Annotated in this window: 12 protein-coding genes; 4 read left to right on the plus strand and 8 right to left on the minus strand. The window is 68.7% G+C overall.

Annotation, left to right across the window (positions count from 1 at the left end; genetic code table 11):
* Positions 1-102 precede the first annotated feature (102 nt).
* Both AB3X08_RS09600 and AB3X08_RS09605 read left to right on the plus strand, forming a co-directional pair.
* Positions 103-2,145 (plus strand): amidohydrolase family protein, encoded by a 2,043-nt coding sequence (locus AB3X08_RS09600; protein WP_369937886.1) that lies wholly within the window; start codon positions 103-105, stop codon positions 2,143-2,145.
* Between the two features lie 4 nt (positions 2,146-2,149).
* Entirely contained in the window at positions 2,150-2,641 is a 492-nt protein-coding gene (locus AB3X08_RS09605) for a glutathione peroxidase (RefSeq protein ID WP_369937888.1), read from the plus strand.
* Positions 2,642-2,782: 141 nt separating this feature from the next.
* Here the strand turns inward: AB3X08_RS09605 and AB3X08_RS09610 are convergent, their stop codons facing one another.
* The 6 genes from AB3X08_RS09610 to AB3X08_RS09635 form a co-directional block, all read right to left on the minus strand.
* Complete coding sequence (locus tag AB3X08_RS09610) at positions 2,783-3,562, minus strand: ferredoxin--NADP reductase (protein WP_369937890.1); 780 nt, start codon at positions 3,560-3,562, stop codon at positions 2,783-2,785.
* Positions 3,563-3,659: 97 nt separating this feature from the next.
* A complete protein-coding gene (locus AB3X08_RS09615) occupies positions 3,660-4,055 on the minus strand; it encodes a hypothetical protein (protein ID WP_369937892.1) in 396 nt (131 codons plus the stop codon).
* Between the two features lie 25 nt (positions 4,056-4,080).
* On the minus strand, positions 4,081-5,964 hold the full coding sequence (locus AB3X08_RS09620; RefSeq protein WP_369937893.1) for an ABC transporter ATP-binding protein: 1,884 nt from the start codon (positions 5,962-5,964) through the stop codon (positions 4,081-4,083).
* Positions 5,965-6,338: 374 nt separating this feature from the next.
* Positions 6,339-7,244: a dimethylarginine dimethylaminohydrolase family protein gene (locus tag AB3X08_RS09625; protein WP_369937894.1), complete on the minus strand. Its 906-nt coding sequence runs from the start codon at positions 7,242-7,244 to the stop codon at positions 6,339-6,341.
* 119 nt (positions 7,245-7,363) lie between these two features.
* A complete protein-coding gene (locus tag AB3X08_RS09630) occupies positions 7,364-7,804 on the minus strand; it encodes a carboxymuconolactone decarboxylase family protein (RefSeq protein ID WP_369937896.1) in 441 nt (146 codons plus the stop codon).
* Between the two features lie 84 nt (positions 7,805-7,888).
* Positions 7,889-8,782: an RNA polymerase sigma-70 factor gene (locus AB3X08_RS09635; RefSeq protein ID WP_369937897.1), complete on the minus strand. Its 894-nt coding sequence runs from the start codon at positions 8,780-8,782 to the stop codon at positions 7,889-7,891.
* Positions 8,783-8,882: 100 nt separating this feature from the next.
* Between AB3X08_RS09635 and AB3X08_RS09640 the strand changes: the two genes are divergently transcribed.
* Together AB3X08_RS09640 and AB3X08_RS09645 are read left to right on the plus strand one after the other, a co-directional pair.
* Positions 8,883-10,403, plus strand: coding sequence for a fumarate hydratase (locus tag AB3X08_RS09640; protein WP_369937898.1), 1,521 nt, complete (start codon positions 8,883-8,885; stop codon positions 10,401-10,403).
* Positions 10,404-10,509: 106 nt separating this feature from the next.
* Positions 10,510-11,145, plus strand: a complete 636-nt coding sequence (locus tag AB3X08_RS09645; protein ID WP_369937899.1) for a glutathione S-transferase family protein — start codon at positions 10,510-10,512, stop codon at positions 11,143-11,145.
* A 70-nt stretch (positions 11,146-11,215) separates the two neighbouring features.
* On the opposite strand, the gene AB3X08_RS09650 is transcribed toward AB3X08_RS09645, so the two are convergent.
* Both AB3X08_RS09650 and AB3X08_RS09655 read right to left on the minus strand, forming a co-directional pair.
* Positions 11,216-12,367, minus strand: a complete 1,152-nt coding sequence (locus AB3X08_RS09650) for a phospholipase A (protein WP_369937900.1) — start codon at positions 12,365-12,367, stop codon at positions 11,216-11,218.
* Positions 12,368-12,495: 128 nt separating this feature from the next.
* Positions 12,496-12,981, minus strand: coding sequence for a DUF456 domain-containing protein (locus AB3X08_RS09655; RefSeq protein WP_369937901.1), 486 nt, complete (start codon positions 12,979-12,981; stop codon positions 12,496-12,498).
* Between the last annotated feature and the right edge of the window lie 224 nt (positions 12,982-13,205).

Genomic DNA, 13,205 nt, shown 5'->3' on the forward strand with positions numbered 1-13,205 from the left:
CGGCGCGCTTGCCTTCGTCGCGGCGGCGGCGTCATATAGCGCCTGACCGATGCAGACCACTGCCATTGTGTGAAGACGGCCGACGGCCGCGGGGAGAAATCGATGAAAGCGATCTTCGGCTTGTGCGTGGCCGCGTGCGCGGCATGGGCGGCGCCGGCGTGGTCGGCGCAGACGCTGCGCTACGTGGTGTTGGTGGACGGCGGCAAGCAGGCCGGGCAGCAGAATGTCAGCGTCGGCGACGACGGCGTCACCCGGGTCGACTTCGTGTTCAAGGACAACGGTCGCGGCCCGGAACTGAAGGAGCAGTACACGCTGGCTGCCGATGGCACCTTCAAGACCTACCAGGTGAAGGGCACCTCCACCTTCGGTGCGCCGGTGGACGAGCGCTTCAGCCGCGACGGCGAGCGCGTGCAGTGGAAGTCCACGTCCGACCAGGGCGAGCGGCGCGTGGCCGGCGGCGCGCAGTACTGGCCGCTCGGCGGCACCCCGGCGGCGACCTCGGCGGCGGTGGCCGCGCTGAGCCGCCGCGCCGACGGCAAGCTGCCGCTGATCCCCAGCGGCGCGCTGACCCTGCGCAAACTGCAGCAGGCGCAGGTCGGCCAGGGCAACAGCGCGCGCAAGGTGCAACTGGTGGCGCTGACCGGGGTCGGCTTCACCCCCACCTTCGCCTGGCTCACCACCGACGCCGCGCCACGCCTGTTCGCGTTCATCGCGCCGGGCTGGATGCAAATGATCGAGACCGGCTACGAAAAGGATGCCGGCGCGCTGGAAGCGGCGCAGAGACAGGCCGAGGCCACCGCCCTGGTCGAGTTGCAGCAGCGCCTGGCGCATCCCTTGCCCGGCACTACGCTGATCCGCAACGCGCGCGTGTTCGACAGCGAGCACGCCACGCTCGGCGCCGCCTCCGACGTACTGCTGCGCGACGGCAAGATCGTCTCCGTGGTCGCCACCGGTAGCGCGCAGGCGGCCGCGCAGCAGGTGGTCGATGCGCAAGGGCGGGTGCTGCTGCCAGGCCTGTTCGACATGCACGGGCACGTCGGTCGCTGGGACGGCGGCCTGCACCTGGCCGCCGGCGTCACCACCGTGCGCGACATGGGCAACGACAACGCCACGCTGCAGCAGGTGATGCAGGAAGAGCGCGCCGGCCAGTTGCTGATGCCGAGCCTGGTCGCCTGCGGCTTCCTGGAGGGCGAAAGCCCGATGGCGGCGCGCAACGGCTTCGTGGTCAGCACCCAGGCGCAGGCCAACGAGGCGGTCGACTGGTACGCGGCGCACGGCTACGTCGGGATCAAGATCTACAACTCGTTCCCGCAGGCGCTGGTGCGCGACACCGCCGCCTATGCGCACGCCAAGGGCCTGCGCGTGAGCGGGCACATCCCCGTGCACATGCTCGCGCACGAGGCGGTGGAACAGGGCTACGACGAGATCCAGCACATCAACCAGGTGCTGCTGAACTTCTACGCCACCCACGACACCGATACGCGCACGCTGGAGCGTTTCTACCTGCCGGCCAAGCGCACCGCCGACCTGGATTTCGACTCGGCGCCGGTGCAGGCCTTCGTGCAGGAGCTGGCCAAGCGGCAGATCGCCATCGATTCGACGGTGGCCACCTTCGACTTCATCCGCCAGCGCCCGGGCGAGCTGTCGCAGGCCTATGCCGCGGTCGCCGCGCATCTGCCGCCGGACGTGCAGCGCGGGCTGCGCAGCGCCGAATTCGACATTCCCGACGATGCCACCGCGGCGCTGTACAACCGTTCCTACGAAAAGATGGTGGCCTTCGTCGGGCGCCTGTACCGGGCCGGGGTACCGCTGGTCGCCGGCACCGACGCCACCCCCGGCTTCACCCTGCAGCGCGAGATCGAACTGTACGTGCAGGCCGGGCTGACCCCGGCGCAGGCGTTGCAGGTGGCGACCTGGAACGGCGCCAAGTACTCGCGCACGCTGGACAGCCGCGGCTCGATCGCGCCGGGCAAGCGCGCCGACCTGATCCTGGTCGACGGCGACCCGACCCGCGACATTGCCGATCTGCGCAAGGTCGCGCTGGTGGTCAAGCAGGGCACCGCGTACTACCCCAGCGAGGTCTACGCGGCGCTGGGCATCGAACCGTTCGCCGCGCCCGCGCGCATCGCCACTGCCGAGGAGTGAATGCATGGACACGCCGACCACCGCCTACGCCTTCACCGCCGACGATCTCGATGGCCGCCCGCAGCCGCTTGCCGACTACGCGGGCAAGGTGCTGTTGATCGTCAATGTCGCCTCCAAGTGCGGCTTTACCCCGCAATATGCCGGACTGCAGGCGCTGTGGCAGCGCTACCGCGAACGCGGACTGGTAGTGCTGGGATTTCCCTGCGACCAGTTCGGCCACCAAGAACCCGGCGACGCGGACGAGATCAAGCAATTCTGCACGCTCAACTACGAAGTCGATTTCCCGATGTTCGCCAAGGTGCAGGTCAACGGCGACGCCGCGCATCCGCTGTGGCAATGGCTCAAGCAGCAGAAGTCCGGCCTGCTCGGCATCGCCGCGATCAAGTGGAACTTCAGCAAGTTCCTAGTCGGCCGCGATGGCCGCGTGCTGGCGCGCTATGCGCCAACCGACAAGCCGGAAGCGCTGGCCGACGATATCGAGCGGGCGCTGGGGTGAGCTGGGTCGATGCGCGACGCGATCTGTTTTTTGTAGGAGCGGCTTCAGCCGCGACAGGCGCTACGGATAGCGCCTGTCGCGGCTGAAGCCGCTCCTACAGGGGCGCGCGCCGCGGTCGACGGGCGCACGCCTGGTGCTGCGTCACTTCTCGACGAAGGCGCGCTCGAACACGTAATGGCCCGGGGTGCCGATCCGCGAGGAGGCGACGAAGCCGCGCGCGTCCAGGGTCTGGCGCAGGTCGGCCAGCATCTGCGGGCTGCCGCAGATCATCGCCCGGTCGTATTCCGGGTTCAGCGGCGGCAGCCCCAGGGTCTGCTGCATGCGTCCGCTTTCCAGCAGTTCGGTGAGGCGGCCGCGGTTGCGGAAGTCCTCGCGGGTCACCGCGGGGTAGTACAGCAGTTTTTCGCGGATGGTCTCGCCGAGGAACTCGTGCTGCGGCAGCTCGTTTTCGAAGTAATCGCGGTAGGCCAGGTCTTTTTCGAAGCGCACGCCGTGGGTGAGGATCACCTTGTCGAAGCGCTCGTAGGTTTCCGGGTCCTTGATCACCGACAGCCACGGCGCCAGGCCGGTGCCGGTGCCGAGCAGGTACAGGTGCCGGCCAGGGTGCAGGTCGCTGATCAGCAGGGTGCCGGTGGGCTTCTTGCCGACCAGCACCGCATCGCCCGGCTTGATGTGCTGCAGGCGCGAGGTCAGCGGGCCGTCGGGCACCTTGATGCTGAAGAACTCCAGCCGCTCTTCCCAGTTGGCGCTGGCGATGGAGTAGGCGCGCAGCAGCGGCCGCGTCTCCGTCTCCAGGCCGATCATCACGAACTGGCCGTTGTCGAAGCGGAAGCCTTCGTTGCGGGTGGTGGTGAAGCTGAAGTAGTCGTCGGTCCAGTGACGGACCTTGAGCACCGTTTCGGGGCCAAAAGCAGAGGACATGCCGTTGATCGTGATGGGGAAGGAGCGGGCGCCATTCTACCCCATGCCATCCCAAATGAGAGGAAATCTCATTTGGGATGGTTCATCCCGGCGCGTGTCACTTCTCGAACGACAGTTCGTAGGACAGGTACAGCGGCACCTTCGGCGGGACCAGCAACGGGCGCTGGCGCAGGAAGCGCTCCAGGCACAGCGCCAGCGGCGTGGTGCCGTTGCGCCAGCTCGCGCCGACGTTGCCGTCGGCCTGCAGCTGGACCACGACCACGAACGGCGAGGTGTCCGGGCGCGGCGTGGCGCAGCTGGCCACGCCCTCGTCCAGCGCCGCGCGTTGCAGCGCCTGCAGGCGTTCGGCCAGCGCGCCGGGCAGCGCGGCTTCGTCGCGGTCGGCCAGGGCCTTGGCGGCGGCGTAGTCGGAGGGGCCGGGAACCGGGTCGGCCGCGGCAGCGGGGAACGCCACGGCGGCGGCAAGCAGGCAGGGCAGGAGGCGTCGCAGCATGGCGGATCCGAAGGACAGGCGAGGCTCAACGATACCCAGCGGCCTGCAATTCGAACAGCTCCGCGTAGCGCCCGCCCTGCGCCATCAGCTCGGCATGGGTGCCGCTGGCCTCGATCTGGCCGCCGGCCAGGACCAGGATGCGGTCGGCCATGCGCACGCTGGAGAAGCGGTGCGAGATCAGCACCGCGGTGCGGTTGTCCGACAGCTCCTTGAAGCGCTGGAACACCTCGAACTCGCTGCGCGCGTCCAGCGCCGCGGTCGGCTCGTCGAGGATCATCACCTGCGCATCGCGCATGTAGGCGCGGGCGATGGCGATCTTCTGCCACTGCCCGCCGGACAGGTCCACGCCGTTCTTGAAGCGGCGTCCGATCAACTGGTCGTAGCCGTGCGGCAGGCCCTCGATCAACTCGCTAGCCATCGCCCGCCCCGCGGCGGCGCGGATCCGCGCCGCATCGTCCATCGAATCGACCCGGCCGACGCCGATGTTCTCGCCGGCGCTGAGGTGGTAGCGCACGAAGTCCTGGAAGATCACCCCCAGGTTGGCGCGCAGGTCGTCCAGGTCGTAGTCGCGCAGGTCGCGGCCGTCGAGCAGGATGCGGCCTTCGTCCGGGTCGTACAGCCGCGCCAGCAGCTTGACCAGGGTGGTCTTGCCGGCGCCGTTCTCGCCGACCAGCGCCAGCACTTCGCCGGCGCGCAGTTCGAAGTCCAGGTGCCGCACCGCCCACTGCTCGGCGTCCGGGTAGCGGAAGCCGACGTTCTCGAACACGAAGCCGCGCACGATCGGCCGCGGCACCGGCACCGCGCCGGGGCGGGTACGGATCTCCGGCACGATGCGGAAGAACGAATACAGGTCGTCCAGGTACAGCGCCTGTCCGGCCACCTGCGAAAACCCGATCAACAGCCCTTCCAGCAGCTGGCGCAGGCGCAGGAAGCTGCCGGCCAGGAAGGTCAGGTCGCCGATGCTGAAATCGCCGCGCACCGTGCGCCAGGCGATGTAGCCATACGCGGCGTAGTAGCCCAGCGTGCCCAACGCCGCCAGCAGCGTGCCCCACAGCATGCGCTTGCGCGCCAGCGCGCGGTTGGCCTGGAAGAAGCGGTCGGCCAGCGCGCGGTAGCGCTCGATCAGGAAGCTGTGCAGATTGAAGATCTTCACTTCCTTGGCGGTCTCGACGCTGGCGCCGACCTGGCGCAGGTAGTCGAGCTGGCGCCGCTCGGCGGTCCACTGGAAGTTCAGCGAATAGCCCAGCGCGTTGAAATGCGCCTCGCCGACGAAGGCCGGGATCAGCGCCACGGCCAGCAGCACCATCAGCCACGGCGCATAGACGACCAGGCCGATCGCGAAGCTGATCACGGTGATCGCGTCCTGCACCTGGCCGAACAGCTGGCTCATCAGGTTCATCCGGCCCATGGTCTGGCGCCGCGCGCGATCGAGCTTGTCCTGCTGCTCCGGGTCCTCGAAATCCTCCAGATCCAGCTGCGCGGCATGCTCCATCAGCTGCACGCTGCTGATGTTGTTGAACAGCTCCGACAACAGCGTGTCGGCATAGCTGACCAGTCGCCCGAGCAGGTCCGAACCGATCGCCAGCGCCAGTTCCAGCGCCAGCAGTTCCAGCAGTCGGTCCAGCCGCCCGCTGACCAGCGCCTGGCCGAACGAGGTGAAGCCGGGCGACTGCCCGACCAGGTGGATCGCCTCGTCGATGATCAGCTTGCCGATGTACAGCGAGGCCACGGGGATCAGCGCGCGCAACACGCGCAGGCCGATGCTGCTGAGCGTCAGCCAGCGGCTGGTCTGCCAGATCTGGCGCAGGAACGGCGGCAGGTTGCGCATCGCATCGAAGCGCTCGCGCAGGCTGGGGCCGGTACGGGAGGAAGGGCGCGGCGCGCCGTGGACAGAAGAAGGGGAAGCCATCCGCGCATTGTGCCGGTGCCGGGCGTGCGCGGGGAGTGTTCGGGCCGGGCGCAGCGCAAGGTCGGCGCGCCGGAGTTGGACTCGGTGCGGTTGCGGGCGCGTTTCCCATGCCGCCTGGGATCACGGCCACTTCGTCCTCCTGTCGCGGCTGAAGCCGCTCCTACAACAGGCGCGCCGTGCTCTTGTAGAAGCGGCTTCAGCCGCGACAGGAAAACGACATGCCATCGAGACGAGCAACGCGCAGCTTCCGGACTGAGGTTGTTAGAGCTGCCCTTCAGTCGCGGTGGGCCTATCCCAAGGCGCGCGTGGCGAGTGATGGCCCGAGGCCAAGCGGAGTCGCGCCCACAAGGAAAAGCGCAAGCTCCGGCCCGGCCTCACTCGTCCAGGCGCAGGGTCAGGCACTTGGCCGCGCCGCCGGCCTTGAGGAATTCGTCCAGCGGGGTCTGCACCACCCGGTAGCCGATGCGGGCCAGGGCCGCGCACAGCGCGGGCGAGGCGCGGTTGAGCAGCACGCGCTCGTCCAGATCCACCGCATTGCAGGCGAAGGCCAGGGCATCGGCTTCGCTCACCGCGATGCGCCGCGCCGGCGGAATGCGGCGGGCGATGGCCTGCTGGGCGTAGTCGTCGAAGGCGGCCGGGTAGTACAGCAGGTAGCCGTCGCGCAACGGGCAAAAACAAGTGTCCAGGTGGTAGAAGCGCGGATCGACCAGGCGCAGCGGCATCACCTCGATGTCCAACAGGTCGGCCAGTTCGTGCGCGGCGACCAGGTCGCTGCGATGGCCGTGTCCCATCCACAGCCGGCGGGCGCCGCGCTCCAGCAGCGCATCGCCGGCGCCTTCGAAGCGCACGTCGTCCGGTAGCGCGCGGATGCGGAAACCGGCGTCGCGGCACCAGGCGGCGAACAGCGCTTCCTCGCCGCGGCGCTCGGCATGGCGGAAGCGGCTGGGCACGAAGTTGTCGCCGAGGACCAGGCCGGCGTTGGCGCTGAACACCATGTCCGGCAGGCCGGCGGCCGGCGCGATGCGCTCGACCCGGGCGCCGGCCGCCTCGGCTGCGGCGACCAGCGCATCCCACTGCGCCTGCGCGCGTTCGCGACTGGCGGCGTGGACGTTGCCTTCCATCCACGGGTTGATCACGTAATCCACGGCGAAGTGCTGCGGCGCGCACATCAGCAGGCGGTGGCCCGTGTGGACGGCGCTGGGCGCCTGCGCTTCCGGCTCGGCCACTGCCAGGTCCGTGTCGTCCGTGGCCGTGCCACCCGCCAGGAATTTCTCGATCATGCCCGCCTCGCCGTGCGTTGTGATGCGCAAACGCTAGCGGCATCGTGTTGCGGTTTGCGGTCACGCTATTGGGGATTGGGAGGCGGGCGGCGGGTGGCGCACGCCGCCCGCCGCTGCGCTTACGGCATTGCCGGTTGCAGGCCCACGCCGAGCCGGTTCCAAGCATTGATGAGGGCGATGGCCATGGTCAGCGCGCTGATGCCGTGTTCGTCGAAGTGCGTGGACAGGGCGTCGTAAGCGTCCTGCGGCGGCGCGCCGGACGGCAGCGTGGTGAGCGCCTCGGCCCAGGCCAGCGCCAGCCGTTCGCGCGGATCGAAGAAGCGGCTCTCGCGCCAGCCGGGGAGGGTGTCGAGCTTGCGCGGTTCGATGCCGGCCTTGCGCAGCGCGGTGGCATGCATGTCGATGCAATACGCGCAGCCGTTGAGCTGGGAGACGCGCAGGAACACCAGTTCGGTCAGTTCGTGGCCCAGCACGCCCTCGTGCACCTGCTGGCTGGCGGTCAGCAGGGCGCGGAACGCGGCGGGTTCGTGGCGGGTGTAGTCGATACGGTGGAAGTGCATGTTGCTTGCTCCATGACGGCCGCCATGGCCGTCTTCGCAGCAAGGACGCGGCAGCGCGCGGCGGCGTGACAGCGCCGCCGCAGATCAGGCGTTGGCGTCGGCGCTCGCGGCAGCGTCGGTGCCGGCCAGCGGCGGCAACTTGTCCGGATTCATCAGGGTCAGCACCTCGACGATGCGCTCGCCGTCGGTCACCACCAGCATCGCCGAATGCAGCCGCGTGCCGATGAAGCGCAGGATCGCCGGCTCGCCGTTGACCGTGCCGATCCGCGCCTGCAGGCCCAGCCCGCGCCGCGCCACCGCCCAGAACAGCATGGCGATGCGCTCGGCGCCGAGCAGCGGGCGCAACGCGGCAGTGACCTTGCCGCCGCCGTCCGAGCGCATCTGCGCGTTGGCATCGAGCAGGGCCACGATCGCGCCACGGTCGCCCTGCTGCGAGGCGTGCATGAAGCGCTCCAGCAATTGCCGGTGGCGTTCGGGCGCCACCGCGAAGCGCGGCCGGCCGGCCTTGAGCCGTTCGCGCGCCCGATGCACCAGCTGCCGGCAGTTCGCTTCGGCATGCCCGAGCAAGTGGCCGATCTGCGCGTAGTCGTAGTCGAACGCCTCCTTCAGCAGGAACGCGGCACGCTCCTCCGGACCCAGCCGCTCCAGCAGCGCCAGGAACGCGACCGACACCTGCTCGGCGCGCACGTGGCGCTCGGCCGGGTCGGTATCCTCGGCGATCTCCAGCGGTTCGGGCAGCCACGGGCCGGTGTAGTGGCCCCGGGCGCTGCGCGCCGCGCGCAGCCGGTCCAGCCCGAGCCGGGTGGTGGTGGTCACCAGCCAGGCCTCGGGGTCGCGGATCGCGGCGCGGTCGCTGGCCTGCCAGCGCAGCCACGCGTCCTGCAGCACGTCCTCGGCGTCGCTGCGGCTGCCGAGCAGGCGATAGGCCAGGCCGAACAGCCGGGGACGTTGGGTTTCGAAGGTGGGATCGGGGCTCATGGCGACCAGGACGGAACAGCGCGTGCCGGCGTGACAACGGGCGAGGCAGTCACTTTGCCCTAAAATGGCCGGGTTTCCCCCGCCAGCCGCAGAGCCAGCCGTGACCTCGATCAAGCAGGAAGACCTCATCCAGTCCGTCGCCGACGCGCTGCAGTACATCAGCTACTACCATCCGGTCGATTACATCAAGAACCTGGCCGCTGCCTACGAGCGCGAACAGTCGCCCGCGGCCAAGGACGCGATCGCGCAGATCCTGATCAACTCGCGCATGTGCGCCGAAGGCCACCGCCCGATCTGCCAGGACACCGGCATCGTCACCGTGTTCCTCGAGATCGGCATGAACGTGCGTTGGGACGACGCCACGATGGGCGTGGAGGACATGGTCAACGAAGGCGTGCGCCGCGCCTACAACCATCCAGACAACAAGCTGCGCGCCAGCGTGCTGGCCGACCCGGCCGGCAAGCGCGCCAACACCAAGGACAACACGCCGGCGGTGGTCAACACCAAGATCGTGCCCGGCGACCATGTCGAGGTGATCGTGGCGGCCAAGGGCGGCGGTTCGGAGGCCAAGAGCAAGTTCGCGATGCTCAACCCGTCCGACTCCATCGTCGACTGGGTGCTCAAGACCGTGCCGACCATGGGCGCCGGCTGGTGCCCGCCGGGCATGCTCGGCATCGGCATCGGCGGCACCGCCGAGAAGGCGATGCTGCTGGCCAAGGAAGCGCTGATGGAGCCGATCGACATCGTCGACCTGCAGGCGCGCGGCGCGGCCAACCGCGCCGAGGAACTGCGCCTGGAGCTGTACGAAAAAGTCAACGCGCTGGGCATCGGCGCGCAGGGCCTGGGCGGCCTGACCACGGTGCTGGACATCAAGGTCAAGGACTATCCGACCCACGCCGCCAATCTGCCGGTGGCGCTGATCCCGAACTGCGCGGCCACCCGCCATGCGCATTTCACCCTGGACGGCAGCGGCCCGGTGATGCTGGAGCCGCCGTCGCTGGAGGACTGGCCCAAGCTCACCTACAACCCCACCAATGCGCGCCGGGTCAACCTGGACACCATCACCCGCGAGGAAGTGGCGAGCTTCAAGCCGGGCGAGACGATCCTGCTCAACGGCAAGCTGCTGACCGGCCGCGACGCCGCGCACAAGCGCATGATCGACATGCTCAACCGCGGCGAGAAACTCCCGGTCGACTTCACCAACCGTTTCATCTACTACGTCGGCCCGGTCGATCCGGTGCGCGACGAAGTGGTGGGTCCGGCCGGTCCGACCACCGCCACGCGCATGGACAAGTTCACCCGGCAGATGCTGGAGCAGACCGGCCTGCTGGGCATGGTCGGCAAGTCCGAGCGCGGCGACGCGGCGATCGCCGCGATCCGCGACAACAAGGCGGTGTACCTGATGGCGGTCGGCGGTTCGGCCTACCTGGTGTCCAAGGCGATCAAGGCCTCGCGCGTGCTGGCGTTCGAAGACCTGGGCATGGAAGCGATCTACGAGTTCGAGGTCAAGGACATGCCGGTCACCGTCGCGGTGGACGCCAGCGGCGAGTCGGTGCACAAGACCGGCCCGCGCGAATGGCAATCGCGCATCGGCAAGATTCCGGTGGTGGTCGAGGCCTGATCGGCCGCAGCGCGAACGCCGGCGATGTCGCCGGCGTTCCGGGTGCTGGCCTCGCGCCGGCGTCGCGGCAATAATCGGCGCTGGTTCCGTCTCCGGGGAAAGCGTCGTGTCCATCGTGCTTTACGGCTCGCCCAGTACCGCCGCGTTCGTCGTGCACTGGTTGCTGATCGAACTGCAGGTCGATTTCGAACTGCGCATGCTCGATTTCGACCGCCAGGAGCAGAAAAGCCCCGAGTACCTGGCGCTCAACCCGCAGGGCCGGGTGCCGACCCTGGTCCTGGACGGGCAGGTGCTGACCGAATCGGTCGCCATCGCCATGCACCTGGCCGATCTCTATCCGCATGCCGGCCTGGCGCCGCCGCCGGGTACTCCCGAGCGCGCGGCCTACTACCGCTGGATGCTGTTCGGGGCCTACACCCTGATGCCGGCCTACCGCGACTGGTTCTATCCCGACGAACCGGCCGGCGCCGACAACGTCGAACGCGTGCGCGCCAGCGCCCGCGCGTTCCTGGAAAAGGCCTGGGACGAGGTCGCCGCGCATCTGCACGCGCACGGGCCGTATCTGCTGGGCGAGCACTGCAGCGCCGCCGATTTCGTGCTGGTCATGCTGATGCGCTGGTCGCGCAACATGCCGCGCCCCACCGATACCTGGCCGGCGCTGCAGGCGCACGCGCAGCGGATGAAGGCGCGGCCTGCGTTCCAGGAAACCTACCGCCGCGAAGGCCTGACCGACTGGACCTGAGCGCGGCGGTACCGTGGCGCGGCGGCCGTCGACGGCCGCCGCGCGATCGTGCTTCGAGGCCTCTCAGGCCTCAGTACCACTCCAGCAGCGACACGCCCAGGCCCACGTAGGTGGCGCGGTGGTTGTAGTCGATCATGCTCTCGCCGTAGCCGTCGAACACCTGCACATGGCCGCGCAGCAGGTTGCTGATCGGGAAACCCCAGTCCAGCTGCACCGCGCCGTGCGAACGGTCGCCGCTGCGCAGCGAATGCCGCGCCATCAGCGAGATCTCGTGGCCGTTGCGGTTGTAGGTCAGGGTCGCGTCGCCACGGCCCATGTAGTCCTCGATGTCCGGGTTGTTGTCCTGGCGGTCGCTCTCCGGGATCCGGTACCACGGACGCAGCACCAGCGCCCAGTTCTCGCGGTCCAGGCCGATGTTGAGGATCGCCCGGTTCCAGCTGCGCGAGAACGGATCGCTGCGGCCGTTGGACTGGTGGGTGAGCTGGATCCCGGTCATCCGTCCCTTCCAGCCGAACAGGCTGTAGTTGTTGCGGAACACCAGCGCCAGTTCCGGCTCGTAGTTGGTCTCGCGGAACGGCCGCGACTGCTCGCTGTTGTAGACCTGCCAGCGCGAGCTCTGGGTATAGGCGCCCCACAGGTCGCCGTTGTCGCCGAAGATGTTTTCCACGATCTTGGTCTTGAAGCTGAGCTGGAACTTGGCTTCGACGCTGTCCAGCGATTCGGCGGTGGTCACCGTGTTGTTGGGGTTCGGCGAGGACGGCAGCTCGTTCTTCTTGCTGGTCCAGAACGCCGGCAGCAGGTACACCGGCTTGTAGGCGCGCAGCTGGAACACGCCCAGCTTGGAGTCCTTGGCCAGCTCCCAGCGGCTGTCCAGCAGCGAGCCCTTGCCGGCGTTGGCGATGGTGGCGTCGTAGCGGTCGTCCTTGAACAGCGAGGCGGTGCGCTGGCGGGCGCGCTGCGCCAGGCCGGCGTCCTGCGGGATCGACGCATCCAGTTGCTGCTTCTGGGTCTCGCTGGCCGCCTTCGCCGCCGCATCGGCGGCCTGCGGATCGGCGACGCGGCGCGACAGCGCCTGGTCGTAGCAGGACAGGCGCGCGGCATCGCTGGAAATGGCGACGCAGGCTTCGGGCGAAGCAGGAGTGGGCATCACTTCCTGGGCGTGGGCCAGCGGCATCGCCGCGAAGGACAACAGCAACAGGGGACGGGCCGGGCGATGGATCATGCAGGTTCTCTCGAAAACGGGCGGCGCGGGCGGTGGTGCGCTGCCTAGGTGAATGGCCGGCTGCGAAAATACAGCAGCGCCCGTAACGGGGTCATCACACGTTCATCTCGCGGCGCCGACGCGCGGCTTCACAGCAGCCAGGCGGCGGCGAACAGCCCGACCATCGCCAGTGCCAGGGCCAGCTTGGCGGCGGTGCCCAGCACGATGCCCAGCCACGTGCCGAAGCCGACCTTGGTCGCCTGCTGCAACTGCCGGCCGTGCCAGTATTCGCCGGCCAGCGCGCCGACGAAGGGGCCGACGAACAGGCCGATCGGCATGAAGAACAGGCCCGCCACGCTGCCCAGCACCGACCCCCACAGCGCCTTGCGGCTGGCGCCCACGCGCTTGGCGCCGAACACGGTGGCCAGAAAATCGACCAGGAACGACAGCAGGGTCAGCACCCCGAGCACCGTCAGCGTCACCCAGCCCACGCGCTGGAAACCGTCGGCCCAGGCCGCCAGCAACAGCCCGGCGAACAGCAGCGGCATGCCCGGCAGGGCGGGCAGCACCACCCCGGCCAGGCCCAGCACCACCAACAGCCCGGCGACGATGTAGTAGATGAATGTAGGATCCACGCGGCCTGCTCCGGGGTGATTTGGGGGTTGACAGATGGGGTGTTTTTGCTGATTGCATTTTCATTTTCGCCGCGGTAAGTTTTCAGCCGCTGCGTTTGCAAAGGTCACCGTGAATCGTGGCCCGATGCGGTAGATCCAACCGATCCGCTACAGCGTTATACCTCGCTTCCTCCTTGCAACCAGCCGCCGAACCCACGGCGTACCCACCCCTGAGACGTGTTCCA

The organism is Xanthomonas sp. DAR 34887 (genome assembly GCF_041245805.1).
Lineage (GTDB): Bacteria > Pseudomonadota > Gammaproteobacteria > Xanthomonadales > Xanthomonadaceae > Xanthomonas_A > Xanthomonas_A tesorieronis.

Excerpts from the sequence above, each read along its gene's own strand:
- AB3X08_RS09625 (WP_369937894.1), bottom strand. The coding sequence starts at position 7,244 with ATGATCGAGAAATTCCTGGCGGGTGGCACGGCCACGGACGACACGGAC.
- AB3X08_RS09650 (WP_369937900.1), bottom strand. The coding sequence starts at position 12,367 with ATGATCCATCGCCCGGCCCGTCCCCTGTTGCTGTTGTCCTTCGCGGCG.
- AB3X08_RS09605 (WP_369937888.1), top strand. The coding sequence starts at position 2,150 with ATGGACACGCCGACCACCGCCTACGCCTTCACCGCCGACGATCTCGAT.
- AB3X08_RS09620 (WP_369937893.1), bottom strand. The coding sequence starts at position 5,964 with ATGGCTTCCCCTTCTTCTGTCCACGGCGCGCCGCGCCCTTCCTCCCGT.
- AB3X08_RS09615 (WP_369937892.1), bottom strand. The coding sequence starts at position 4,055 with ATGCTGCGACGCCTCCTGCCCTGCCTGCTTGCCGCCGCCGTGGCGTTC.
- AB3X08_RS09635 (WP_369937897.1), bottom strand. The coding sequence starts at position 8,782 with ATGAGCCCCGATCCCACCTTCGAAACCCAACGTCCCCGGCTGTTCGGC.
- AB3X08_RS09600 (WP_369937886.1), top strand. The coding sequence starts at position 103 with ATGAAAGCGATCTTCGGCTTGTGCGTGGCCGCGTGCGCGGCATGGGCG.
- AB3X08_RS09630 (WP_369937896.1), bottom strand. The coding sequence starts at position 7,804 with ATGCACTTCCACCGTATCGACTACACCCGCCACGAACCCGCCGCGTTC.
- AB3X08_RS09610 (WP_369937890.1), bottom strand. The coding sequence starts at position 3,562 with ATGTCCTCTGCTTTTGGCCCCGAAACGGTGCTCAAGGTCCGTCACTGG.